We start from the raw sequence: 24,992 nt of genomic DNA on the forward strand, positions 1-24,992 counted from the left end.
TGATGCAGCAGCAGTTAATATCGCTGATACTGCTCCTACAGGAACAACCATTAGCAGCTGGACTGCGATAACTTCTGCAGGGGTAACTTATCCGAATGCTTCGGGTACTGGCAACCTGAACGAAACACTGATTACTTTAGGTAACGGAAAAACTGCTACCTATGAAGTAACCGTTCAGACACCAACAACCTTCACAGGTACTCTGAGCAACTCGGTAACAGCAACCAGTACAACTCCTGACCCTACCCCAGGCCCTTGTACTACCTGTACAACTGCGCCAATCAGCTCAAGCCCTCAAGCAGCACTGACTGTTGTAAAAACACTGAAAGATCCTGCTCAGAAAAACTTCATCGCAGGAGATGCAGTAGTTTACACCATTAAAGTGACCAACAGCGGGCCAAATGATGCACTGGACGTTAATATCAGGGATAAAGCTCCTGTGGGAACTACGATTACAAAATGGTCTGCTATACCTGTAACCGGTTTGACCTACCCTAATATTGGTGGAACAACAGACCTCAATGAAACCATAGCTGTTATACCAAACGGATTGACAGCAGTTTACGAAGTCACCGTTCAGACACCAGTTAATTTCACAGGTAGTTTAACGAATACAGTAGCCGTAAGTAGCAGAACGAATAACCCTAATTCTTCGATCTGTCCTAATTGTACAACCGATCCAATCAATTCAGTTCTGCCTGACATTATCATTCCAAACGTAATTACACCAGATGGTGATGGTAAAAATGACAGGTTTGTTATCGTCGGAATTGAACATTATCCAGGATCTGTACTCTTTATTTATAACAGATGGGGTAACCAGGTTTACAGCGCTACTAATTATGACAATAGCTGGACGGGTGATGGCTTAAGCGGAGGTACTTATTATTATGTACTTCAAATTAAAACAGGCCAGAGCACCAAAAGCTATAAAGGTTGGATTGAATTATTAAAATAACAGAACAATAGATCGAGTCCCGGTAATCCCCCCGGGACTCTTATAAAAGACTTATATTATGAGAAAGGTTAGATTAATGAGATCGAAACTGTTTTTACTGTTGTTCTTTACAACTTCCAGCCTGGTAGCCACTGCGCAACAGGATATACAGTTTAGTCAGTATATATTTAATGGTTTAAGTGTTAACCCTGCCTATGCGGGTTACAAGGAAGACATGTTTCTGAATACGACTTACAGAAAACAATGGGTCAGTTTTCCCGGAGCCCCGGAAACCGGGACAGCATCCATTGATGGTGTTGCAAATTTATCCGGCAGTAAAACTGTAGGATTAGGTGCCCAGGTATTATGGGATAAATTGGGCCCCCAGCAATCCTTATCTTTCTATGGTTCTTATGCTTATAGGATAAGATTAAATGCTGCCGACGATAGCAGACTATCCTTAGGTTTAGGTATTGGCATCAATCAGTATTCTATTGATGGAAATAAATTTGCACCTATTGATCAGAATGACCCGAATATTCCGACCGGTAAAGTAAGTACCTTAAAGCCTAATGCAAATTTTGGTGTTTTCTATTATAACCCAACATTTTATGCCGGGATATCTGTGCTGGACCTGTTTCCAAATAATATGTATGATAATATCTTTATAGGAAGTAATAACTATGGCAATCTTTCTATTAAGAAAACCCGTCATTATTATTTTACTGCCGGCACCATGCTCAATCTATCGACGGATATCAAGCTGAAACCTTCAATCATGCTGAAAGATGATTTCAAAGGTCCTACCAATATTGACTTCAACGCTTTCTTCTTATTTGGTGAACGCCTCTGGCTGGGTGGTTCTTATCGCACAGGAGTTAAATTATGGACCAAAAGTAACTTGCAGAGCAATTTAGAGAATGCAGATGCCATGAGTGTGATGATAGAACTTATGGCAACAGACAGATTACGATTAGGTTATGCTTACGACTTTACAACCAGTAAACTCGCCAATTATCAAAGTGGAACACATGAAATATCTATTGGATATTTATTATTCAACAAGAGAAGAGGAGAAAGGATAAGCAGTCCTCGTTATTTCTAATCAAAAGGATCAATTTAATTCAGAATACATGTATAGAATTATAAGATATTATAGCGGATTATCATTAATTGTGATCATCTCCAGTTTAACTGTAAATGCTCAGGACCAGAAACCGATCCTGAAAATAGCCGATGAACATTACGACCGGTATGAATACAAACTGGCTATCCCTTTTTATGAAAGACTGGTTAAAAGGAAAAATGTAAAAACTGTTTTACTGGAAAAACTGGCGTCGAGTTATCTCGGAATAAATAATTATCAGAAATCTGCAGAATTATATAAATTGATTATCACACGAAGTGATGCAAATCCCATCTCCTATCTGAATTATGGAGATATGCTGAAAAGCACAGGAAACTATACTAAAGCAAAAGAAATCTATTCACTTTATAAACAAAAAGGGATAATAGATGTAACCGCAAGAGTTGCAGGTAGCGATTCCGCAGCAGTTTGGTTAAGCAAACCTACGTCAGATCATATCAGCAACCTCAAGGCTGTCAATACTCCTTCTTCGGAATGGGGAGCAGTTCCAGGCAGAGATAATACTATAATTTTCACTTCTGATTCTTTACGTTACACCCTGTTTGATAAAAAAGATAAGCCCAATAAAAACATTTATAACCGCACAGGCAGAAGTTTTCAAAAACTATATACTTATACTGCTGGTGAACAGTCAGCGATCAAACAGTTTTCCAAAACAATTAATGATTTCAAGTACCATGCCGGCCCTGTAGTATTCAGTGAGGATCAACAAACAGCTTATTTCACAATCACCAATACTTATCCTATTCCACATAAAAAAGATAAGGTCCGCAACTTTTATGGTTCAAGACGTCTGGAATTATATAGTAGCAGATTCAAAGACGGACAATGGCAAACACCTGTGCCTTTTGCCTTTAATGGTGCATCCAATTTCTCTGTCGGTCATGCTGCGCTGAGTAAAGACGGGAATATTTTATATTTCGCAAGTGATATGCCAGGTGGGATTGGGAAAACAGATATCTGGTATAGCGAAAAGGCAAGTGATGGAAGCTGGGGAACTCCTAAAAACTGCGGACCAGTTATTAATACAACAGAAGATGAAGAATTTCCAACTATAGCAGCAGATGTTCTGTATTTCTCCAGTAAAGGGCATGCAGGCATGGGTGGTTTTGATATTTTCAGTAGCCAGGGGCAAAAAGATCAATGGTCAGTTGCCTTAAACCAGAGAACTCCTCTAAACTCTCAGGGTGATGATTTCTATTTAGTAATGAAAGATCAGACCTCAGGTTATTTTGCATCTAACAGGCCAGGTGGTGCAGGTGATGATGATATTTACACCTACAATAAACAAGTTATACTTCCGGTTGTTCCGGAAAAACCAGTTGCTCCTCCGGTTATCTCACCGGTTATACCCGTAGTGGTGGTAAAAAAACCAAAAAAAGGAGAAAAATTCATTATTCATTATGATTTTGATCAATCTAAAATCAGACCGGATGCCAGCCTTATATTAGATAGTTTAGCAGGATTAATGCATAAATATCCTCAAATGTCTATTCGCCTTTCTTCTTATACCGATTCCAGAGGAAAAGTTGCTTATAATATAGCGCTCTCTCAAAAAAGAGCAAAAACTGCTTTAACCTACCTGCTTAGCAAAGGAGTCTCTGCACAACGGTTTAAGACAAAGGGATACGGTAAAATTCACCTGTTAAACGACTGCAAAAATGGAATTAACTGTACAGAAAAAGAACATCAGGTGAACAGAAGAACTGAAATTGTAATCGTAAGCATCTAGTTCAATTCTATCTCCGGTCTGCTAAAACATAGCATAAATAAAAGCCAGGTTATTCACTCTGGCTTTTTTAATATAAAAAGATCCAATAATTGAATTAGCTTAATTCTTGAAAGAGCCGGTTCAAGAATATGATCAAATGGAATGATTAATGTATTACATAAATACCATGAGTTAAGAACCATATCAAAATTGTATATTGTTCTTAACATTTTATAATGCAAATTAACTATTTATCTATCTCATGCCCTGCCAATCTAATAATTATCATAGAGGAGCATCTCAAAATATGCTCATATTCTTGTTGCTGATCTATAGTTTAATTTTAATGTCATGCCATCAGGCTATAGAAGAACCCCCAAATCATCAGGCTCACTTTGATACCGTCATCAATCAGACAACAACTTTAACCGGGAATGGCCACTATAAAAAAGCAATATCTTTTTTGGACTCAGCATATAGCATTTTTCCAAATCCTGGTGTTAATGATATTTACAGGAAATATGAGAATCTGATTAATATCTATCTGCATGATGATATCGATACCTATAAAGCCGAATTATATACAGACAGTATCTTTCAACTCTTAAAAAACAAAGAAACTATTTATAAAAATGAATACGCCAACAACCTCTTTTTTAGGGGCGAAGTTTTAATGGCAGAAAAAAGGTACACTGAAGCTTTCAAGGTATATGATGATGGAAAGTCTTTTGTAAAGAAAAATCTGGATAACTGTTCACTATCCATTTTCAGCAATAAGTTAGGACTGGTCAGATTTAGTCAGGAACAATATCAAACAGCAATTCCATTCTTTAAAGAAGCAATAAAAGAGAATAAGGATTGTAAACCAACTACAGGCTTTGACTATCTGTTTATCTTTCCCCAAACCTATCTTAATACTATTGCAATGTGTTTTGAGAAATCCAGACAACCCGACAGTGCGATTATATACTACAAAAAAGCACTTGATTTTATAGCGGTCAGGAAAGGTCTCTTCCCCCATAGGCAATCCTTTATATCTTCTGCAAATGGTATTATATATGGGAACCTGGGAGGTATTTATGCGAAGAAAAATAATTATGGACAAGCGGTAAATTATCTGACACAAAGTATATCAATTAATGACCATCCCGGATATGATATCCGGGATGCACAAACGGCCAAATTAAAACTAGCGGCACTATATATTAATCATTCAGATTTCAAAGAAGCAGATCGTCTTTTAAATGAACTACATACCTATCTGTCCAGTAAGCCGGGTTTAAACCAGGTGAATATCAATATGAGATTAAAGTGGTTTAAACTCAAATATGAGTACCATAATAAAAGAAAGGAAAAGCTTATAGCCTACCCCTATCTGCAGCATTATGATAAAGAGCGTGATTCAATCTACGAGGTCGATAAAGAACTGAAGAATGTAGACATAGATCAGGCATTCAGAGATACGGCACAAAAGTACCGGATGACATTACTGCGAAAAGACAATCAGTTAAAAACCGCTTATCTATCTGCTGCAATCATCTGTATGCTGATGATCATAATTATCCTTTTCTTTATCTGGGATAATTTAAAACGATCCAGGAAGCTAAACAAACAGATCAGTGAGCAGAATATAAATATGCAGCGAACCCTGGATTCACTGGAACAAAGTCAGGAGGAAAATGTAAGGATGATGATGATTGTCGCGCATGACCTTCGTAATCCAATTGGAAATATTACCGCTGTGGCCAATTTAATGCTTGAAGAAGATAACCGGTCTGAAGATGACCTGGAAATGCTGGGTATGATAAAAACATCCGGACAAAACTCACTTTTTCTGGTCAATGATTTACTAAAAGCAAACAGCGAAGCAGAGAAACTGCAAAAAGAACCAGTCGACTTATATGTCCTGCTAAATTATTGTGTAAACCTGCTTAGTCACAAGGCAAAAGAAAAAAATCAGCAAATTATGCTGTATGCATTACATGTAACGATTTCCCTGAACACAGAAAAAATGTGGAGGGTGATGAGCAATCTCCTCGGTAATGCGATTAAGTTTAGCCCGGAACTCGCCACAATTACAGTAAAGATGGAAGAACGAAAGAATTCTGTGCTTATAGCTATAGTGGATCATGGTATTGGCGTGCCTGAAGCTATTCAACATAAGATCTTTGATATGTTTGGACAAGCAAAAAGATCAGGTACTGCTGGAGAAGAACCTTTTGGACTTGGACTTGCTATTTCAAAACAAATTATAGAGAATCACGGAGGGCATATCTGGGTAGAAAGTGAACCCACTCAAGGATCGACATTCTATGTAGAACTTCCGCTTAGTTAAGAAGACACAGCCCCTTTCTTCTTGAGTACCTGCTCAAATAACAATGAAAACAATACAACCAGTAAACATCCGATTACATTAAGCCATAAATAAGCTACTACTTTTTGAAAACCTAAAATACAGACTATGACCTCAGTCAGAATAGCCGCATAAAATACCGCTCTTCCATTCACATGTTTTAGATAAAAAGCTACTAAAAATACCCCCAGGATAGTACCGTAAATATAAGAACCCAGAATATTAACAGCCTCGATCAGATTTCCTATTTTACTCGCATACAATGCCATTGCAATACATACTATGCCCCAGATTACTGTTGACCATCTTGACGCGTTCAAATAGTTTTCTTCTGTTGCATTCTTATTAATTAATCTTTTATAAATGTCAATCACACTGGTCGAAGCCAGAGAATTTAAAGCACTTGCAGTAGATCCCATAGAAGCCAAAAAGATAATTGCAATTAATAACCCTATCAGGCCTTTAGGCAAATACTTAGTTACGAAGCTTAGAAATATATAATTATTATCATTGACATCAGCACCGGGATCATTGACCAGCATTAGGTCAGTCACCTGTTTACGTACAACCTTTGTTTGCTCATCTGCTTTCTTTAATGCAATTCTCTGCTGATCAATCACAGATTTATTGTCTTGTTCTAAAGCTGTGTTTAATTTATTAACCTCGGCCTGTTTCTCTTCAAATGCTTTTTCATAATTCTTTTTCAAACGGTTAAGCTCAGGATTATATTTACTCTTTTCCAGCTTATTCAATTCAAAACTATTAAAGAATACAGGCGGTTTATTGTACTGATAAAAAGTAAAAACCAATACCCCAATTAAAAGAATCATAAACTGCATTGGGATTTTCACCAGTCCATTCATCAGTAAACCCAAACGGCTCTGACTAACAGATGCACCTGTCAGGTATCTGCCCACCTGACTCTGATCTGTTCCAAAATAAGATAACTGGAGAAAAAAACCACCAATTAAACCGCTCCAGACTGTATACGGATTATTCCAGTCAAACTTAAAGTCAATCGCATTTGTACGTCCCATTTTTCCGGCAATACTAATAGCTTTGCTGAACCCTATATCTCCAGGAAGCAAATGAACGACCATAATACCCGCAGCAAATAATCCGCAAAAAATAATACTCATTTGCAACATCTGCGTATAAGAAACAGCTTTAGTACCACCATAAACAGTATAAGCAACGACAATACTACCAATTAAAAGTGTGGTAAAAGTGGGGTTAATATCCAGAATAGTTGAAAGAATGATAGAAGGCGCATAAATTGTAATCCCAGTAGACAAACCTCTTTGTATTAAAAAAAGAAAAGCTGTCAATGCCCTTGTTTTCAAATCAAAGCGCTGTTCCAGGTACTCATAAGCCGTATATACTTTTAACCGGTGGAAAATAGGGACAAAGGTCACGCACAATACAATCATCGCCAGTGGCAAACCGAAATAGAACTGTACGAAACTCATTCCTGAAGAATAAGCAAGACCTGGTGCAGATAAAAAGGTAATCGCACTGGCCTGAGTAGCCATTACAGATAGACAAACACTATACCATGGTAAAGATCTGTTTCCAAGTAAATATCCATTAATGTCTTTTGCACCCCTGCTTTTATAGACGCCATAAGCGACAATTGTAATCAGTGTGCAGCATAAAACAGCCCAGTCAATATAACTCATTCAAAATATCGGGTAAATAGGTAAAAACAAAGGATGAGAAATACCAGCCAGCCTGCCAGTAACAGGTAGAATTGTTTCCAGCTCTTTACAAAAGGCGGCAATTCTGTATTTCGTTTTCCGGACTCCATTATTGTGATGTACTTTTTGAAATCAGATTTACAAATAATCTGTATGCGCCAGGCACACCAGCAGGCAGCTCTCTGAAAAAGGCCAGAGAAGTATATACAAACTTACCTTTTCCATAATCAGCAACTAACAATGAACCATTGCTCGCACTTTCACCCGTATCATTCATCTGTAAAACAGGCGTATAGTGTGAATCAATGCCTGTCGCAAAATACAAACCACGCTCCTGAATCCATCCGTCAAAATCCTTTGCTGTAATTTTATTCGGGAAGTTTAATGAAGGGTGACTTGGAGCCAGGAAATTAACCTTTGCATCTTCTTCAGTTACCCTGTCACGGGTAAGCTGGAAAGGATAAGGTCCGATATCCGTAATTTTCAAAGGTGAATTGACATTGTACTGGACAAGCAAAACTCCTCCATTTTTAACATAATTCATTAATTTAGGCTGCATCAACCCTATTTGTTCATTGATATTATATAAACGGACACCAGTAATAATCGCGTCATAACCAGACAGATCTCCGTTGATGACCTGCTTTTCACTTAACCTGGTAACCTGGTAGCCTATCTGTGTTAATGACTCAGGAATTAAGTCTCCGGCGCCTGCGATATAACCTATTTTTTTACCTGCAAATTTTAAATCAACTCTTTCAACACGTGCCTCTGCCAGTGGGAATAAAGTCTGTACAGGTATATGATCATAACCAATTACTTTCAAACCTTTTTGGTAAGTCTCCCCATCAACTTTTAAGGATAAAGAAAACTGTCCTTCATTAACCTGGCCAGCAGGAGTAACTACAAACTCCATATTTTGTTCTTCTACTTTATTCAGGAGATTAAAATCAATCTTTTCAGGTGAAACCTTCCATCCGGCAGGAACCGACGGTTGAAGAATTCCTTTAGCCCCTGCTTTAAAGCTTTTCAGCTGTACAGTAATTGTTTTAGGGGAATTGTTTGTGAAAACAAAAGAATGTTCCGTCATTGTAGCTGTAACCGGAGGTGCAACAACCAAAGGCTGATATAACTCTCCTTTTACAGGATCGGTATGTTTATACACCAATGGGCGGGTAACATCAATATACTGGTTACCAAAAATCACTCTGAATACACCTGCACGAGGAGCCGGAGCTTCAGGTAATCCCAAATTCGCTAACGAATCAATAATATAACTTCCAATCGGATGTTTTTTCTCCAGCCAGTAAGGTTGTGTAAGACCAAGCTGACGCGCAGAAATTTTCAGGTTTTGAGAAACCATATGGTCAGGTATCAGTTCCTGGGTATATCCCGAACTGAGCTCTTCCAGAGAGATCCTTACAGGAAAATATTTTCTTACCCTGGATATCGCATTCACCGTAACAGGAATAGAATCATTGATTGCATAAGAAGGTTCAGCTACAGTAGTTTCTATCCATATACCTGCACAGGCAAGAATCAGTTCATCCAGCTGCTGATGTTTAAAAGATAGATTTTTGACTTCTTCTTTTAATTGCAATAAAGCATTGATAGATTTTGAAGGATCCGAAGGATCATAACCGGCATTGATTTCATTGAGCATCAACTGCGCCCTCTCTGTTGCTGGATTTCTGTCAAGGTTCAGATTGATACCGTCAAAAAGGTCTGTTTTTGCAGCTTGCCCGCCAACAGGGCTAAAGAATTCTATTGCAGCACCACGTTGTTTTGGAGATCCAAATCCCTGACTTTTATGATTTGAGCGGCTTTCTGCTGCAATTTCCCCATAACTCTTACCCAATAACGGATTAAAGACACCTACATCTACTTTGAGCTGATCATCGGCAGTCGTATTGGTAGACCCAAAATTAAAGGTATTCCATACGATCCTTTTAGCCTGCCAGATTTTCACATATTTAAGCTGTTCAGGAAAACGTTTAGGGTCTGCCGCGGCAGTAAAAGCTTCTCTGGCAAGAATTGCAGAAGCGGCATGATGACCATGTCCTGCACGTGCATCTTCTGGAAAGCGGGTGATAATTACATCTGGCTGAAATTTACGGATAACCCATACCACATCGGAAAGGATCTGTTCTTTATTCCATATTTTAAAACTCTCAGCCGAATTTTTAGAGAAGCCAAAGTCATTTGCACGGGTAAAAAATTGTTCTGCACCATCCATCCGCCTGGCAGCTAAAAGTTCCTGTGTGCGGATCAATCCTAGTAATTCTCCTTGCTCTGTACCAATTAAATTCTGTCCGCCATCTCCCCTGGTCAATGATAAATACCCCGTTCGTACCTTTCTCTCTTTAGCAAGGTAGGCTAACAAACGTGTATTTTCATCGTCAGGATGTGCAGCAATATATAATACACTGCCAGTAACATTCAAACCGGCTAATCCCTGTCTGATTTCCGCAGCGTTTAATTCTGCCTGCTGGGCCTGACTAAAAAACGGGACAAAGGACAATAAACAAAGAAAAGATAAACGATACTTCATGGTGGTTAGATCAATTGTCGAAAATAATTAAAATAACCCTCGGTACCAGCTTATTTATTGTTAAATATTGGTAACAATACTGTTTACAACAAAATTTTGCTGCTTACCTCTTTATCAATGCTAATGAATCCAGGATATTTAACAAGAACGCCTCCTACCATAATACTTGGTCTGATTTTAAGTGTTACCAGCCCTTTTCTTTCAGCACCACCATTAGCACCTCCACGCAGAAAATCTGAAATCTCTGACATTACTTTCTCGTTTGAAATAAACTGATAAACGTTCACATTAAGATCTACCGGTACAACAACAGACTGACCTGCCGGGATAATTACCTGTTGATTAACAAAACCATTGGCAAGTTCTTGCTTATTAATCAATATTTTATATTCAAACTGGTTGATTGCAGCAAGGATTCCCGATGGGTTAGAAATTTCCATATTCAATCTTGCACGGAATGGAACATCTCTTCTTAATAAACCAAATGCTAAAGCTGGTAAGCTCGCCAGGTTAAGATCCTGACCACTGATTATTTTTTTTACATCTGCCCCTGCTACTGAAAGATTCTCAGCTGAAACAATTTTATATTTACAATTCTCAAGTGCTTTGATTTGCTGCGCTTGTTTATTCACGCCACATCCCATCACTGTAATCACCGTCAGGCAAACCAATAGTATCTTCTTCATATGTATATCTTTAGTATTCTTTCCTAATAACGGTTTAATATGGAATTATTGCCTGCTCTTAATAACTTCTTCTTGCTCTTGCAGACTTACGGCTGATGATACTATCAATACTAAATCTTCCGCCACCGGCAAAAATCAGTACGATATAAGTTAGCAAATAATGGATTGCCAGTTCCTTTTCTTTCAAACCGTCATTGCCATGGGCGATGAAAATTGCCACAAGCATAGTTACGATTAAAGGTATAACGGCTAAACGCAAGGCAAGCCCCAGAAGAACTAACACGGAACAAACTACCTCTGCAAAAACCGCTAAAGCTAAGGTTGCAGTATCTCCAAGACCAATAGGATCCATAAACTTTATTTCACCACCAGCAAGCAGCATTTCAAGTTTACCTATTCCATGAGAAAGCATCAATCCTGCAATACCAATCCGTAAAATCAGCAGTACAAAATCAAGGCCGCTATGGTTGTAATTCGTATTAAATAATCTGTTCATCGGGCTATGTAATTTTTAAAGTTCAGAGTAAATGTAAGAAATTAAATATTTTTCTTAAAATGCTGAACAAAGCCCGTGCTTTTTATAAAGCCAGAGATTTACAAAAGCCACTGATGGCGTCCTTAAGAATCATCTTTTTAAAAGTATCTGTTTTACCGCTGTTCTCTATCATTTGTATAGAAACAAGACCATGCAGAATTGACCAGTAGCCATGGTATTTTAAAAAATAATCGGCTTCTTCATTTTTCGCCTGTATCAGGGCATCTTTTATTGTAGAAAGCAGAATACCTGTCATTTCTTTGATCTCAGTGATTTGATTAATCATTTCGCAGGCAGGAATTCCCAAACCGAACATCAATTGATAATATTCTTTATTTTCAAAAGCAAAATCCCAGTAAGCAACAGCCATAACTTCAAGCTGCTGAGTAGGTGAAGTAACTGTTTTTCTTGCATTATCCAATGAGACGGCCAATTTTTGATACCCTTCTTTCGAAAATTCAAGTAGTATAGCCTCTTTATTTTCAAAGTGATTGTAAATTACAGGAATACTATACTCTATAGCATCAGCAATTTTCCGGATGGATAAAGACTGCCAGCCATCTGTTACAACCATATGCCATGCAGCCCCAAGGATTCCTGTACGGATCTCCTCTTTGTGACGCATTTTACGTTCTAATATTCCCATTTACACCAATAAGTTAACACTGTTAGCAAATATAAGCCTATTACTATATCATTCAGAAAACGAATACAATTTTGACTTATCTGCAACAATCCGCATCATATAACCTAACATACCGGAGCTCAATAGCTATTCCTTTTTCAGGATCAGTTTGAAAGTTAAATTAATCCTTGGCCCTACCAGAGCGGTAGTTTTCGGAACTCTGTGTTCCCAGTGCTCCTGAGTTTGCATTTTCATTAATAACACACTTCCATGATCAAGTTCCAAAGAAACAACAGGTATTTTTTCTTTGTAATCTCTGAACTGAAAAATCCTGGTTGAACCAAAACTCACAGAAACAATAACAGGATATGCTCCTATTGCATGTTCATTATCTCTGTGCCAGTTCATGTAATCCTTTCCGTCACGGTAATAATTCAACAGACAAACATTAAATGAAGCTTCAAATTTAGCTTCCAGTTTCTCTTTAATATTTAATAGTGGAGATGTCCAGCTTTTAGCTTTTATAGTTAAACCAGCAGCACTGTATTCCAGATCCTGCTCTCCGAAAAAAGCAGTTAAACGTTGCTGCATCCTTTTTTTATCCAACCCAAAATCAGGCTCCTGTATCCAGGAAACATCACTCTTAAAATAGTCGAAATAAAGGTTACTTTCCTGCGGGCTAAAGAAATCAGGGAATAACAATGCCTCACCATGAGATGGAAGGATATTGTGATGATCAGCGTCAATCAGATGTTGCATAATAATAATATACGTATTGAAATTCTTTGACAGGATCAAATAACGTCTTTTATACTAACAATTATGCGTTTATATTGTTGCAGGAAATTGCTTTAAACAATGATCGGTCAGGATGAAATTATAGGAGGCTATAAAAAACATACTGACCGATATAAAAATATCCTGCTGAAACAGGAAAAGGTAAATCTATCCGCTAAATCAGAAACCCGATTAAGCTGTTTCTAGTTTTACTATGTTTCTGTAAGGAAAAGAATTGAAGATATGACGACGTGCAAATCTTCCTGGAGAATCTGCATTGACCAATTTCACATAAATTGCTTTTGGAACCTCAAAATACTCATATCCGCTTCCATCAAGGAAATGAACTGTAAGTACCAGGCCAGCCCAGCTATAATCAGCAATACCACATGAAGTGATTGTACTTGTATATTCTTCAATTGAGCCAGCAAGCGTCTCAGGAGCAATACTAACCAAGAAATGATAAGCTTCAATAATTTCTTTACTTTTTATTTCAGCAGCTAATTTAGCTTCATCACTTTCTTGAAATTTATCTGGATGATATTCCTTCATTAAATTTCTGTAAATGGTTTTAAGCTCTTTCAGCTCGGCATCTTTCTGAACACCTAACAATTTTCTGTAATCGACAATCTTCTTCATAAATATATTTAATGCAATTATTGTCTACATTTAACAAGCTGAATTTCAGGGTCAACCTGTAATAATGGCAAACAATTTTGCAAAGGTACAATTTAATATGCAAAAGAAAGATTAAGCTTTGATTAAGAGCATGTTTAATTAAAACACATCGCAAGGAATTACCGTTTTAACGGTATTAATCAGCTTTCTCCTGCCCCTTGAAAAGACTTAATTTTATTTTCTCACGCTCAACCTCTGCAATCAGTTCTTCTTCCTTAGGCAAATAATGCATATATTTTGCAGCAAAGAGTCTGTTATTGTCATTAATATAATTTACCCCACATCATTCATTTGGTGTTAATTTATCTTCGAAATATCATAATATCATTAACTTACAATATTTTAACCACATTTTAATCTGCTTTTAATTAGACTTTAATTAACTCATTTTACTTTTACACCAACAAACACACCCTAGCCTGTTTAGGTCTTATTTATAAAGCCTAAGCAGGCTTAAATTAAAAATTAATCAAAAATATCATGCTTCAACAACCAATTTTAGCCGCATTGGGCACACCAGAAATACTTGTCATCCTGGTCGTTGTATTACTTCTTTTTGGAGGTAAAAAAATTCCTGAATTGATGAAAGGACTTGGACAAGGTGTAAAAGAGTTCAAGGACGGACAAAAAGGGAATGAATGAGTTTGGATTTAGATAGTTACCTTTGTAGCTCAACCAACCCTGAGCAACAAATGTTTAATATCGGATTAGCAGAAGATGATGTAAAAATAGCCAGCCTGGTAAAAACCGGACTGGAAGAACATAGTTATAGCGTCACCACCATTCCTGATGGGATAATGGCGCTATATACCTTTCAGGAAGAGAAATTCGACCTGCTGATTCTGGATGTAATGATGCCTGGGATGAATGGTATTGAAGTATGCCGTCAGATCCGGCAAACCAATAAAGAAGTTCCCATACTGATGCTCACCGCATTAGGTTCCATTGATGATAAAGTATTAGGTTTAAATTCAGGAGCCGACGACTATCTGATCAAACCCTTTCACTTCAAAGAGCTCTTAGCCCGGATCGAGGCCATGCTGAGAAGACAGCAAACAGTTCAGAGTCAACTCAAACATACCCTGAGTTTTGAAGATATCCTGATGGATACCTATTCAAAAACTGTTCAGCGGGCAGGTAAGGATATTACTCTTACCGCAAAAGAATTCACTTTACTGGAATTATTTCTTAAAAATCCTAATCGCCTTTTATCCAGACAATATATTGCAGAAAATGCATGGGATATCAGTTTTGATACAGGGACCAACGTGATCGATGTTTACGTAAACTTTTTACGGAATAAGATTGAAAAAGGATTTGACAAAAAGATTATCCATACAAAAATAGGTATGGGCTATATTATGAAGTAAACAAGGCGATGAAGATCAAAGACCGCCTTGCGCTATATTTTACCCTGATCAGCACAATTACACTGTTATGTGTATTATCTGTAACCTATTTTACCTTCAAAAAGGTGATGGAATCAGAGTTTTTTGACCGCCTCACTGACCGTACTATGGTAACGGCCAAGTTATATCTTAAAGCAGATGAGATCTCAAACGAAGCTTTAAATCAGGTAAGGACAGAATATCTGGAAAGACTGAATGGAGAAGTAATCCGGATTTATAATGACCGCAACAGCGCCGCTTTTATTGGTGATGATCAGCAATTCTGGAGCAGTCAGACTATTGATAAAGTAAGAGAAATGGGTAAAATCCGTTTCAAAGAAGGAGAAAGACAAGTTGTTGGTATCTTTTACAAAGATAATCAGGGCGATTTTGTCATCCTGGCATCTGCAATAGACCAGAGCACGGCGATCAGGGTACAAACCTTGCTCAAAGTCATGACCGGTGTATTTATCGTTATCTTTCTTGGCTTGCTGCTTTCTGGCAGATGGATCGCCAAAAGAATATTATCCCCTTTGGATGTATTTATCAATCAGGTAAAATTAATTAAATCGAATAACCTCCATTTTCGGGTAGAAGAAGGCACAAATAAAGATGAAATCACTTTGCTTGCACAGAATTTCAATAATCTGATGGAGCATCTGGAACACTCATTCATCTTACAGAAAACATTTGTCGCGAATGCCTCCCACGAATTGCGTACACCAGTCACCAGAATGATTATCGGAGCAGAAATTGCACTTTCTAAAATCCGTCAGCGGGACGATTATGAAAAAGCACTTCATTCGGTACTGGAAGATGCAGAAAAATTAGAAAACATCATTAATGCATTGTTTAATCTTGCACAGGCAGATCTGGAATACAGCTCCTCGCTGTCCAGACAAATTCGTATTGACGAGCTGATCTGGCAATTGCAGGAAGAATGGAACCAACGGAAAGGGCCCAATCAATTATTGGTGGAAATGAAAAATCTTCCAATGACCGATGACACCCCCCTTATCATTAGTGCCAATCCTACATTATTACAAATCGCACTCGACAATATCATAGGAAACGCATTTAAATTTTCAGATAACCAACCAGTTAACTGTATACTGGAGATTGTTTCTGAAGGGATAATCCTAACTATCAGTGATAAAGGTGTCGGCATAGCAGAAGATAAATTAAAAGAGATTTTTAAACCCTTTTACAGCTCCTCTCATAAAATAGAACATGCAGGAAATGGAATGGGTTTATATATGGCCAATAAAATCATTACTCTCTTTAACGGAAAAATCACAGTAACGTCATCAAAGGCCTCTGGCACTACATTCCGCATAGAATTTCATTCATTTTAATCAGTTTTTAATACCCCTTTAATATTCCTTTAATTTCGCCAAATTAGATTTGTTTAAAACACCAAGCAAATGACATCTAATTTTCTGAAATTTTCCCTGTTAATCTTCGTTTTTGCCCTGCCAGGCAAACCCGAAAATGTGGCAGCACAAACTACTGACACATTAAAACTCACCTTGCCTGAGGCAGAAAAACTTTTCATAAAAAACAACTATCAGCTAATTGCTCAAAATTACCAGACCGATCAGGCCAGAGCAGAAATCATTACGGCAAAACTATTTGATAATCCGGAATTGAATGTAGAAACACAGTTGTATAACCATTTGACTAAAAAGTTTTTCCAGACCAATAGTACAGACGGAGAGTATCAGGCATCTCTTTCGCAACTGGTTAAACTTGCAGGAAAAAGAAACAAGAATATTCAACTGGCAAAAACAGGCGTAAAATTAGCCGAATACCAATATTTTGACCTGATACGCACTTTAAGATTTAGCCTGCGTTCTAACTTCTATAAAACTTATTACGCACAGCAATCTGCTAAACTATATCAGCAGCAGATCAACTCCCTGCAAAAATTATTAACAGGCTCAGAGCAGCAGTTGAAAATGGGGAATATGGCTATGAAAGATATTATCAGGATCAAATCACTGGTATATGGTCTTCAAACAGAGTATACCAATCTGGAAAATAGCATTGAGGATATGGAAACTGACCTTAAACTGATGACCAATATTAAAGCAGATGCTAATCTTGCACTGGTTATGGACCCTGCCGAAGAACAATCTTATCAATTAGATCAAACCGTTTATACCAGCCTGCTGGATTCGGCACGTACTAACCGTGCAGATTTAAAACTGACCCAAACTGGCATTACCTATGCGGAAAAAGCATTAAGTGTACAAAAGGCCAATGCTGTACCGGATGTACAATTCTCTTTAACCTACGATTTACAGGGAAGTTATCCGAATAAATATACAGGTTTAGGCATGCACATCCCTTTACCGCTGTTCAACAGAAACCAGGGAGAGATTAAAAAAGCAAAAATTGCTATTGATGCAGGTAAAAATCTGTTGAACCAGCAAGAATCTACCTTACAGAACGAAGTATTTAACAGCTATAAATCAGCATTAAGAACAGAGAGTTTGTACAAAGGTTTCGATAAGAATTTTAGCAGTGACTTTGATAAATTAATCGCTGAAGTGATCAAGAATTTCAAAAGCAGAAATCTGAGCCTGGTAGAATTTATGGATTTCTATGATTCCTACAAAGAAAGCACCCTGCAAATGAATGACCTGAAATATCAGCGAATGAATGCCAAAGAAGAAATCAACTATGTAACTGGTACTACAATTTTCAAATAATACACACATGCAAACCCAAATCAAACAACTCAGCAGGCTTACCATTGGCGTATTTACCGCTTTCGTATTATTACAAAGCTGTACAGAACACGTGAAAGAACCACCTAAAGATGAGCAATTCGTTGTTACAGATTCTCTGATCAGCAAATTGCTGATCGACACGGTCAGAAATCCAAATAGTGAAACGGACTTAAGCTTCTCTGCCAAGATAGCTCCCAACGATGAAACTACAGCCAGAATATTCCCTATGGTGAGTGGAAATGTACGGTCTGTACCTGTAAAATTAGGTGACCGTGTATCCAAAGGACAAGTTTTAGCCACTATGGGAAGTGCAGAGATGGCCGGATTTGATAAAGAAGCCATTAGCTCTTCTGCAGAACTGAGAAATGCGGCAAGAAGCATGAAACTTGCCGAAGACCTTTATAAAAGCGGATTATCATCTGCCAGAGATGTAGAAGAAGCCAAAAACAATTACCTGGTTAAGCAAGCCGAAGAAAAACGCAGCAGAGCTGTGCTAAACTTAAACGGTGGCAGTACAAATGGGACTTACACTTTAAAATCACCTATCTCAGGTTTTGTAATTGAGAAAAATGTAAATAACAATATGCAGCTCAGACCAGACAATAGTCAGAGCCTTTTCACAGTTGCTGATTTATCGACCGTATGGGGGATGATTAATATTTACGAATCTGATATCGCAAGTGTAAAACAGGGTGATCAGGTAAAAATATCTATTCTCTCTTATCCGGGTAAAGTTTTCACCGGTAAGATTGATAAGATTTACAATATACTGGATGCAGACAGCAAAGTAATGCATGCAAGAGTAAGCATTCCTAATCCGGGTTATCTGTTAAAACCAGGTATGATGGCAACCGTACAAATTGCTTCAAGATCTGATATCAATCTGCCTTCTATCAATGCTAACAATATCATTTTTGATGCCAATAAAAACTATGTGCTGGTACTTGATAAAGTAAAAAAAGTAAGGATACAAGAAATAGAAATAGGAAGAAAATCGGGAGATAAGGCCTATATCAGTAAGGGACTGGAACCAGGCGACCGTATTGTTGCCTCCAAACAGGTTTTCCTTTTCGAAAGCCTGAAAGACTAAATTCTTACACCAGATTAAAAATCCACTATAATGAATAAATTCATTAAGACGATCATAGGTTTTTCCTTAAAAAATAAGATCTTCATTTTCTTTGCTACCCTGGTTATGATCCTGGCTGGTTACCTGAGCTTTAAGCACACAACCATAGAGGCCTTCCCGGACGTAACCAATACGAATGTTACGATCATTACACAATGGCCGGGCCGTAGTGCCGAAGAAGTGGAGAAGTTTGTAACCAGACCACTGGAAATAGCCATGAACCCGACCGAAAAAAGAACAAGTATCCGTTCTTCTTCGCTATTCGGTTTATCAATCGTAAAAATCACTTTTGAAGATGATGTAGACTATGCCTTTGCAAGAGTTCAGGTTAACAATCACATTGCAGAAGCAGATATTCCGGCAGGTGTAAATCCTGAAGTTGAACCTCCTTACGGACCTACAGGTGAGATTTTCCGTTATACCTTAAAAAGTGACAAAAAATCAGTCAGAGAATTAAAAACACTGCAGGACTGGGTGGTACAAAGAGAATTACTTGCTGTGCCCGGCATTGCCGATGTTGTAAGTTTTGGCGGAGAAGTAAAAACTTACCAGATTACTGTAGATCCTCAGAAATCCATACAATATGGAGTAACTGCTTCAGAACTTTTTGATGCAGTATCCAAAAGTAACATTAACGTAGGCGGAGATGTGATCAACCAGGGCGGTCAGGCCTATGTGGTGCGCGGGATCGGCGTTTTAAACAACATCGATGAAATCAATAATGTTATTGTTGATAATGTCAACGGAACACCTGTCTATGTTAAAACTATTGCGGACGTTACAGAGAGCGCTTTACCAAGATTAGGTCAGGTTGGCAGAGACAATGATCCCGATGTCGTTGAGGGGATCGTAGTGATGCGTAAAGGAGAAAACCCAAGCGAAGTACTTACCCGCTTAAAAGAGAAAATTAAAGACATCAATGATAATATCCTTCCGGGAGATGTAAAAATCAACACTTTCTATGACAGAGAGAACCTGGTTAACTTTGCTATTCATACGGTAATGCACAATATGATGGAGGGGATTATCTTCGTTACCGTTATTGTGTTTTTATTTATGGCCGATTGGCGAACAACGCTCATTGTATCCATTATTATTCCTCTTGCCTTACTATTCGCTTTCATCTGTCTGAAATTAAAGGGGATGTCTGCCAACTTATTATCGATGGGGGCGATTGACTTTGGTATTATCATAGACGGGGCCGTCGTGATGGTCGAGGGAATATTTGTTGCCCTTGATCACCGTGCAAAAGCTACAGGTATGCAGAAATTTAATGGCCTGAGTAAATTAGGAATCATTAAAAGAGCTTGTCTGGAGAACGGTAAAGGAATCTTTTTCGCTAAACTGATTATTATCACAGGTCTGCTGCCTATTTTCACCTTTGAGAAAGTAGAAGGAAAAATGTTCTCTCCACTGGCATGGACCTTAAGTTTTGCTTTATTAGGTGCATTAATACTCACTTTTACCCTGGTACCGGCACTGGCAAGTGTCCTGCTGAATAAAGATGTTAAAGAGAAACATAACTTCTTCCTCAGAGCTATTACCAATGGAACAATCAGGTTCTATAATGCTTGTTTCAGAGCCAGAAAACTAGTATTTGGAATATCATTGATCATCCTTGTTTTAGGTTTGTTCAGTTTCAAATTCCTGGGTACAGAATTCTTACCTTCTCTTGATGAGGGCTCGATTTATGTAAGGGCAAGTGCCCCTTTAAGTATCTCTTTAGATGAAACTAAAAAACTTTCTAATGAGATCCGTAAAATCTTCCTTCATTTTGATGAGGTCAAACAAGTCGTATCTCAAACAGGAAGACCTAATGATGGGACAGATGCTACGGGATTCTACAATATGGAATTCCTGGTAGATATATATCCTAAGGATGAATGGAAACGTCATGAGACCAAAGAACAGCTAATTGAACGTATGCAGGACAGATTAAAAGGATATCCTGGTATCAGTCTTAACTTTTCTCAGCCAATCTCAGATAACGTAGAAGAGGCAGTCTCAGGTGTAAAAGGATCAATTGTTGTAAAGATGTTTGGAAATGATTTCCATTTCATTGAAAAACAAGAAGAAAAGATTGAAAATATCCTTAAAACAGTCAAAGGAATTGAAGATTTGGGTATTTTAAGAAATCTGGGCCAGCCTGAATTACAAATCAATCTTGACCAGACCAAAATGGCATTATATGGCGTCAGAACAGAAGACGCGAATGCTGTTATTGAAATGGCAATCGGTGGAAAGGCAGCAACGCAGATCTATGAAGGTGAACGTAAATTTGACCTCCGGATCAGATATCCGGATTCATTCAGACAGAGTGAAGAATCTATCGGTAATCTGAGAATAGAAAGTCTTTCCGGAGCAAAAGTTCCTTTAAGCGAAATCTCTACCATTAAAAAAGTAACCGGCCCAAGCATTATTTATCGTGATAAACACGAAAGATATGGGGCAATCAAATTTTCTATCCGCGGCAGGGATATGGGAAGTACCATTGCAGAAGCACAGGCTAAGGTAAATGCAGCAATCAAATTACCTAAGGCCTATAAACTACAATGGGCAGGAGATTTTGAGAATCAACAGCGTGCAACAGCAAGGTTATCTCAGGCTGTGCCAATCAGTTTATTACTAATCTTCTTTATCCTGTTTGTGCTGTTTGGTAATATCAAAGATTCATTGCTGGTATTAAACAATGTTCCTTTTGCAATGGTTGGAGGTGTTTTAGCCTTACTTGCTTCTGGTGTCAACTTTAATATCTCAGCAGGTATTGGTTTTATAGCCCTTTTTGGTATTTGTGTACAGAATGGAGTGATCCTGCTAACCAAGTTCAAGTCAAATATAGCAGAGCTGAAGTACCACCCTACCTGGACATTTCCAGATGCACTGAAAGACGGTATTGCCACCAGGCTGCGTCCGGTAATTATGACAGCTATGATGGCTGCTATCGGTCTTATGCCGGCAGCATTATCGACAGGTATTGGATCAGAGGCATCAAAACCTCTCGCGATTGTAGTTATTGGCGGTTTAATTACAAATACATTATTTAGTTTGTTTGTGTACCCGATTGTATTTTACTGGGCATACCATAAAAAAGCCAGACACCTGACCGAAACCAGGGATACCGCAGGGATTGCACATCATTAAACCATAAAGAATTTTTTTCAGTTGGTTAGGGTTGTGTTTGCATTAAGCAAAAGAATTGGCAGATTTTTGAAGCTTAATTTGTGCAAACACTTTAAAGGGGTACCGCGAAAGCGGATACCCCTTTTTAAATTTAAATCGCTTTTATGAAACAGTCACGCTTCTGAACTGTTACCTAATTAGAAAAAGAACAAGGATATGGCAGATTTAGAATTACACAATCCAGGATTTGAAATTACAGTTGAGCTTCATGGCACAAATAAAACAATTCAGGTACAACCGGATGAAACAAGTGATGGTGTGGAATATTTTATATGTAAATCAGAGGGTGAGCAGCTTACTCAGATCCGAAAAGAAGAGAATGGTACATGGGAACAACTGTGGGGTAAACTTGATCAGAATGATATCGACCTGATTGCCCATGCAATTGAAAATAAATCATAATTATGGAAACGCATAAGACACATCTGAAATTACGTTCGGGCAGGTTTTCTATTGAAAAACAGCAGTATTCAAATGTCGGTTTGACAGAGCGTTTCGTTTCGGTGTTTGCCGGAGCGATTTTATTAAGCAAAGGACTAAGAAATCCATTTAAACCGAAGTTTCTCTACGGTGCATACCTGACTTACAGAGGGTTTACGGGTCATTGTCTATTTTATGAACAGCTCGGTATAGATGCAAGAAAGCCGCAGGCGATTAATGTGCGTGGTGAATTTATAATTGACAGACTGCCAAATGAAGTCTACAATTACTGGCGTAATCTGAGTAATCTTCCAGGAAGCTTAAATTACCTGTTGGATGTGAAAATGCTCGATGAGCATTTGTCACTCTGGAAAAGCAAAGTATTAGGGAACTTAATTCCAGTAGGCTGGAAGGCCGAAATTGTAAAGGATGAACCCGGACGGCTGATTGGCTGGAGATCAACGACAGATTCTGTGTTGCGTCATGTTGGAAAGATCGAGTTTGAGCAGACACCGGACGGGCTGGGTACAATCCTGAAGATCGTCATTTCTTATCATCCACCTGCAGGAGGAGTAGGAATTGGAGTTGCAAGATTATTAAATCCTTATTTTGAGCATTTACTGACTAAGGAAATCAAAACTTTTAAACATCAGATAGAATTACCTGTATAGCTGATATACAGGTAATTTTTTCAAATAACTATGCGGCTGCCTGTCCTCCTGAAGCGACAAATACAACTATCATCAATATATATAAGGCGATAATCACAATAGTCAGTATCCCCCAGAATTTAAAGAATGACTTTAGCTTACCCATAGCTTCACCTAAACTTGGCTGATCAGCAAATAAAACAGCCTGAGTAGCAGATTTAGAGAATTTATAAAGTAAAAGGCTGGGATAAAACTGTAGCAGTGCAAACAATAAATAAATTACCGTCCAAACAGTAGATCCCAATTTAAGCATCGGGTTACCTGGCATTGTTGTCCCTAAAGTAGATAACATAGCACCTACACTAAAAGCCGACATGACAAACATAGCTGTCAATACGAAGCCTACTATTGATAGAAATCTGGTCCATTTTGCCGCATCATAGATATAACTGCGTATATCTTCTGTAATCCATAATGCATCTACCTCCGCATCCTCCTGCAATTCCGGTTTTATTTCTTCAAAGTTGTCCATGATCTTTTATGCTATTAAAAAATGTATTTTAATTTTTTAAACATAAAGAATATTTGGACGTGCCGCAAGTTTATTGCAGGATGGATTTAAAAAAATTGATACCTTTGCGCCAAATCAAGAAAAAAATCATTCATGGCATTACAATGTGGGATAGTTGGTTTACCAAATGTTGGGAAATCTACCTTATTTAACTGTTTATCAAACGCAAAAGCTCAGGCTGCTAATTTTCCTTTCTGTACAATCGAACCTAATGTAGGTATAATCACGGTTCCTGATGATCGCTTAACCAAGCTTGCAGAGCTGGTAAAACCAAATCGCGTAGTTCCAAATACAATTGAGATTGTTGACATCGCAGGTTTGGTAAAAGGTGCATCCAAAGGTGAAGGATTGGGAAACCAGTTTTTAGGAAACATCCGGGCAACTAACGCAATCATCCATGTTCTTCGTTGTTTTGACGATGGAAATGTAATCCATGTGGATGGTTCAGTAGATCCTATCCGTGATAAAGAAATTATCGATACTGAATTGCAGCTTAAGGATTTGGATACTGTTGAAAAACGTATTCAGAAAGTAGAGAAGCTGGCAAAAACAGATAAAGACGCCAAAAAAACTTTTGAAATTCTAAGTGTGATCAAACCCCACTTAGAAAGCGGACAATCTGTGCGTTCGGCAGCATTAAGCGCAGAAGATTTTGACTTTATTCAGGATCTGGGTTTGTTAACACAGAAACCAGTAATGTACGTTTGTAATGTAGATGAAAACTCTGTAATTAACGGAAATGCTTACGTTGACCTGGTCAAGGAAAATGTTAAAGGTGAAAATGCAGAAGTATTGATTATCTCTGCTAAAATTGAATCTGAAATTGCTGAATTGGAAAACTACGAAGAACGCCAGGAATTTTTATCTGATCTGGGATTAACTGAATCAGGTGTAAATAAACTAATTCTTGCAGCTTACCGTTTACTGAATTTATATACATATTTCACTTCAGGTGTACAGGAAGTAAGAGCATGGACAATTACTAAAGGTTTCACTGCGCCTCAGGCTGCTGGTGTAATCCACACAGATTTTGAAAAAGGATTTATCCGTGCTGAGGTAATTAAATATAATGACTTCATTACTTTAGGTTCAGAAAATGCTTGTAAGGACGCTGGAAAACTTGGCGTTGAAGGTAAGACTTACATCGTTGAAGATGGTGATATTATGCATTTCCGTTTCAACGTATAAATAATAACATATTGCGGTTTGCCTGAGGGCAGAC

The 24,992-nt window shown here is 38.0% G+C and carries 21 protein-coding genes; 13 read left to right on the top strand and 8 right to left on the bottom strand.

The annotated features are described in order from the left end of the window. The 4 genes from HDE68_RS24620 to HDE68_RS24635 form a co-directional block, all read left to right on the top strand. A partial coding sequence (locus HDE68_RS24620) for a gliding motility-associated C-terminal domain-containing protein (RefSeq protein WP_183885075.1) occupies positions 1–958 on the top strand: 958 nt, incomplete at its 5' end. Positions 959–1,016: 58 nt separating this feature from the next. Beyond that, positions 1,017–2,042, top strand: coding sequence for a type IX secretion system membrane protein PorP/SprF (locus HDE68_RS24625; RefSeq protein WP_260171862.1), 1,026 nt, complete (start codon positions 1,017–1,019; stop codon positions 2,040–2,042). 28 nt (positions 2,043–2,070) lie between these two features. Further along, on the top strand, positions 2,071–3,816 hold the full coding sequence (locus HDE68_RS24630) for an OmpA family protein (RefSeq protein ID WP_183885077.1): 1,746 nt from the start codon (positions 2,071–2,073) through the stop codon (positions 3,814–3,816). Between the two features lie 286 nt (positions 3,817–4,102). Beyond that, a complete protein-coding gene (locus tag HDE68_RS24635; RefSeq protein ID WP_183885079.1) occupies positions 4,103–6,130 on the top strand; it encodes a tetratricopeptide repeat-containing sensor histidine kinase in 2,028 nt (675 codons plus the stop codon). On the opposite strand, the gene HDE68_RS24640 is transcribed toward HDE68_RS24635, so the two are convergent. The 7 genes from HDE68_RS24640 to HDE68_RS24670 form a co-directional block, all read right to left on the bottom strand. Beyond that, positions 6,127–7,827, bottom strand: a complete 1,701-nt coding sequence (locus HDE68_RS24640) for a sodium:solute symporter (RefSeq protein WP_183885081.1) — start codon at positions 7,825–7,827, stop codon at positions 6,127–6,129. The genes HDE68_RS24635 and HDE68_RS24640 overlap by 4 nt on opposite strands. A gap of 127 nt (positions 7,828–7,954) precedes the next feature. Then, positions 7,955–10,396 carry a PIG-L family deacetylase gene (locus tag HDE68_RS24645; RefSeq protein WP_183885083.1) on the bottom strand — a complete coding sequence of 814 codons (2,442 nt, stop codon included), beginning with the start codon at positions 10,394–10,396 and terminating at the stop codon, positions 7,955–7,957. Between the two features lie 83 nt (positions 10,397–10,479). Further along, positions 10,480–11,082 (bottom strand): hypothetical protein, encoded by a 603-nt coding sequence (locus tag HDE68_RS24650; RefSeq protein ID WP_183885085.1) that lies wholly within the window; start codon positions 11,080–11,082, stop codon positions 10,480–10,482. A 58-nt stretch (positions 11,083–11,140) separates the two neighbouring features. Then, positions 11,141–11,578 carry a DoxX family protein gene (locus tag HDE68_RS24655; protein ID WP_183885087.1) on the bottom strand — a complete coding sequence of 146 codons (438 nt, stop codon included), beginning with the start codon at positions 11,576–11,578 and terminating at the stop codon, positions 11,141–11,143. Positions 11,579–11,660: 82 nt separating this feature from the next. After that, positions 11,661–12,263: a TetR/AcrR family transcriptional regulator gene (locus HDE68_RS24660; RefSeq protein WP_183885089.1), complete on the bottom strand. Its 603-nt coding sequence runs from the start codon at positions 12,261–12,263 to the stop codon at positions 11,661–11,663. A gap of 126 nt (positions 12,264–12,389) precedes the next feature. After that, positions 12,390–13,001: an alpha-ketoglutarate-dependent dioxygenase AlkB family protein gene (locus HDE68_RS24665; protein ID WP_183885091.1), complete on the bottom strand. Its 612-nt coding sequence runs from the start codon at positions 12,999–13,001 to the stop codon at positions 12,390–12,392. A gap of 210 nt (positions 13,002–13,211) precedes the next feature. Beyond that, positions 13,212–13,658 (bottom strand): KTSC domain-containing protein, encoded by a 447-nt coding sequence (locus HDE68_RS24670; protein ID WP_183885093.1) that lies wholly within the window; start codon positions 13,656–13,658, stop codon positions 13,212–13,214. A gap of 519 nt (positions 13,659–14,177) precedes the next feature. Between HDE68_RS24670 and tatA the strand changes: the two genes are divergently transcribed. The 8 genes from tatA (at position 14,178) to HDE68_RS24710 (ending at position 23,220) form a co-directional block, all read left to right on the top strand. Then, the gene (gene tatA, locus HDE68_RS24675) at positions 14,178–14,339 is read left to right on the top strand and encodes a twin-arginine translocase TatA/TatE family subunit (RefSeq protein WP_183885095.1); all 162 of its coding nucleotides are present in this window, start codon (positions 14,178–14,180) and stop codon (positions 14,337–14,339) included. Next, positions 14,336–15,067 (top strand): response regulator transcription factor, encoded by a 732-nt coding sequence (locus HDE68_RS24680; RefSeq protein WP_317617732.1) that lies wholly within the window; start codon positions 14,336–14,338, stop codon positions 15,065–15,067. The genes tatA and HDE68_RS24680 overlap by 4 nt, the downstream gene beginning before the upstream one ends. 8 nt (positions 15,068–15,075) lie before the next feature. After that, positions 15,076–16,440 carry a sensor histidine kinase gene (locus tag HDE68_RS24685; RefSeq protein ID WP_183885097.1) on the top strand — a complete coding sequence of 455 codons (1,365 nt, stop codon included), beginning with the start codon at positions 15,076–15,078 and terminating at the stop codon, positions 16,438–16,440. 69 nt (positions 16,441–16,509) lie between these two features. After that, positions 16,510–17,799, top strand: coding sequence for a TolC family protein (locus HDE68_RS24690; RefSeq protein WP_183885099.1), 1,290 nt, complete (start codon positions 16,510–16,512; stop codon positions 17,797–17,799). Between the two features lie 7 nt (positions 17,800–17,806). Continuing rightward, positions 17,807–18,910 carry an efflux RND transporter periplasmic adaptor subunit gene (locus tag HDE68_RS24695; protein WP_183885101.1) on the top strand — a complete coding sequence of 368 codons (1,104 nt, stop codon included), beginning with the start codon at positions 17,807–17,809 and terminating at the stop codon, positions 18,908–18,910. A gap of 30 nt (positions 18,911–18,940) precedes the next feature. Beyond that, positions 18,941–22,090, top strand: coding sequence for an efflux RND transporter permease subunit (locus HDE68_RS24700; protein ID WP_183885103.1), 3,150 nt, complete (start codon positions 18,941–18,943; stop codon positions 22,088–22,090). A gap of 195 nt (positions 22,091–22,285) precedes the next feature. Further along, a complete protein-coding gene (locus HDE68_RS24705) occupies positions 22,286–22,531 on the top strand; it encodes a hypothetical protein (protein WP_183885105.1) in 246 nt (81 codons plus the stop codon). A 2-nt stretch (positions 22,532–22,533) separates the two neighbouring features. After that, positions 22,534–23,220: a YgaP-like transmembrane domain gene (locus HDE68_RS24710; RefSeq protein WP_183885107.1), complete on the top strand. Its 687-nt coding sequence runs from the start codon at positions 22,534–22,536 to the stop codon at positions 23,218–23,220. Positions 23,221–23,248: 28 nt separating this feature from the next. On the opposite strand, the gene HDE68_RS24715 is transcribed toward HDE68_RS24710, so the two are convergent. Next, on the bottom strand, positions 23,249–23,731 hold the full coding sequence (locus tag HDE68_RS24715) for a DUF5362 family protein (protein ID WP_183885109.1): 483 nt from the start codon (positions 23,729–23,731) through the stop codon (positions 23,249–23,251). Between the two features lie 132 nt (positions 23,732–23,863). Between HDE68_RS24715 and ychF the strand changes: the two genes are divergently transcribed. After that, a complete protein-coding gene (ychF, locus tag HDE68_RS24720; RefSeq protein WP_183885111.1) occupies positions 23,864–24,958 on the top strand; it encodes a redox-regulated ATPase YchF in 1,095 nt (364 codons plus the stop codon). The last annotated feature ends 34 nt before the right edge of the window (positions 24,959–24,992 follow it).

The organism is Pedobacter cryoconitis (assembly GCF_014200605.1).
Lineage (GTDB): Bacteria > Bacteroidota > Bacteroidia > Sphingobacteriales > Sphingobacteriaceae > Pedobacter > Pedobacter cryoconitis_B.

Excerpts from the sequence above, each read along its gene's own strand:
- HDE68_RS24625 (WP_260171862.1), top strand. The coding sequence starts at position 1,017 with ATGAGAAAGGTTAGATTAATGAGATCGAAACTGTTTTTACTGTTGTTC.
- HDE68_RS24630 (WP_183885077.1), top strand. The coding sequence starts at position 2,071 with ATGTATAGAATTATAAGATATTATAGCGGATTATCATTAATTGTGATC.
- HDE68_RS24635 (WP_183885079.1), top strand. The coding sequence starts at position 4,103 with ATGCTCATATTCTTGTTGCTGATCTATAGTTTAATTTTAATGTCATGC.
- HDE68_RS24640 (WP_183885081.1), bottom strand. The coding sequence starts at position 7,827 with ATGAGTTATATTGACTGGGCTGTTTTATGCTGCACACTGATTACAATT.
- HDE68_RS24645 (WP_183885083.1), bottom strand. The coding sequence starts at position 10,396 with ATGAAGTATCGTTTATCTTTTCTTTGTTTATTGTCCTTTGTCCCGTTT.
- HDE68_RS24650 (WP_183885085.1), bottom strand. The coding sequence starts at position 11,082 with ATGAAGAAGATACTATTGGTTTGCCTGACGGTGATTACAGTGATGGGA.
- HDE68_RS24655 (WP_183885087.1), bottom strand. The coding sequence starts at position 11,578 with ATGAACAGATTATTTAATACGAATTACAACCATAGCGGCCTTGATTTT.
- HDE68_RS24660 (WP_183885089.1), bottom strand. The coding sequence starts at position 12,263 with ATGGGAATATTAGAACGTAAAATGCGTCACAAAGAGGAGATCCGTACA.
- HDE68_RS24665 (WP_183885091.1), bottom strand. The coding sequence starts at position 13,001 with ATGCAACATCTGATTGACGCTGATCATCACAATATCCTTCCATCTCAT.
- HDE68_RS24670 (WP_183885093.1), bottom strand. The coding sequence starts at position 13,658 with ATGAAGAAGATTGTCGATTACAGAAAATTGTTAGGTGTTCAGAAAGAT.
- tatA (WP_183885095.1), top strand. The coding sequence starts at position 14,178 with ATGCTTCAACAACCAATTTTAGCCGCATTGGGCACACCAGAAATACTT.
- HDE68_RS24680 (WP_317617732.1), top strand. The coding sequence starts at position 14,336 with ATGAGTTTGGATTTAGATAGTTACCTTTGTAGCTCAACCAACCCTGAG.
- HDE68_RS24685 (WP_183885097.1), top strand. The coding sequence starts at position 15,076 with ATGAAGATCAAAGACCGCCTTGCGCTATATTTTACCCTGATCAGCACA.
- HDE68_RS24690 (WP_183885099.1), top strand. The coding sequence starts at position 16,510 with ATGACATCTAATTTTCTGAAATTTTCCCTGTTAATCTTCGTTTTTGCC.
- HDE68_RS24695 (WP_183885101.1), top strand. The coding sequence starts at position 17,807 with ATGCAAACCCAAATCAAACAACTCAGCAGGCTTACCATTGGCGTATTT.
- HDE68_RS24700 (WP_183885103.1), top strand. The coding sequence starts at position 18,941 with ATGAATAAATTCATTAAGACGATCATAGGTTTTTCCTTAAAAAATAAG.
- HDE68_RS24705 (WP_183885105.1), top strand. The coding sequence starts at position 22,286 with ATGGCAGATTTAGAATTACACAATCCAGGATTTGAAATTACAGTTGAG.
- HDE68_RS24710 (WP_183885107.1), top strand. The coding sequence starts at position 22,534 with ATGGAAACGCATAAGACACATCTGAAATTACGTTCGGGCAGGTTTTCT.
- HDE68_RS24715 (WP_183885109.1), bottom strand. The coding sequence starts at position 23,731 with ATGGACAACTTTGAAGAAATAAAACCGGAATTGCAGGAGGATGCGGAG.
- ychF (WP_183885111.1), top strand. The coding sequence starts at position 23,864 with ATGGCATTACAATGTGGGATAGTTGGTTTACCAAATGTTGGGAAATCT.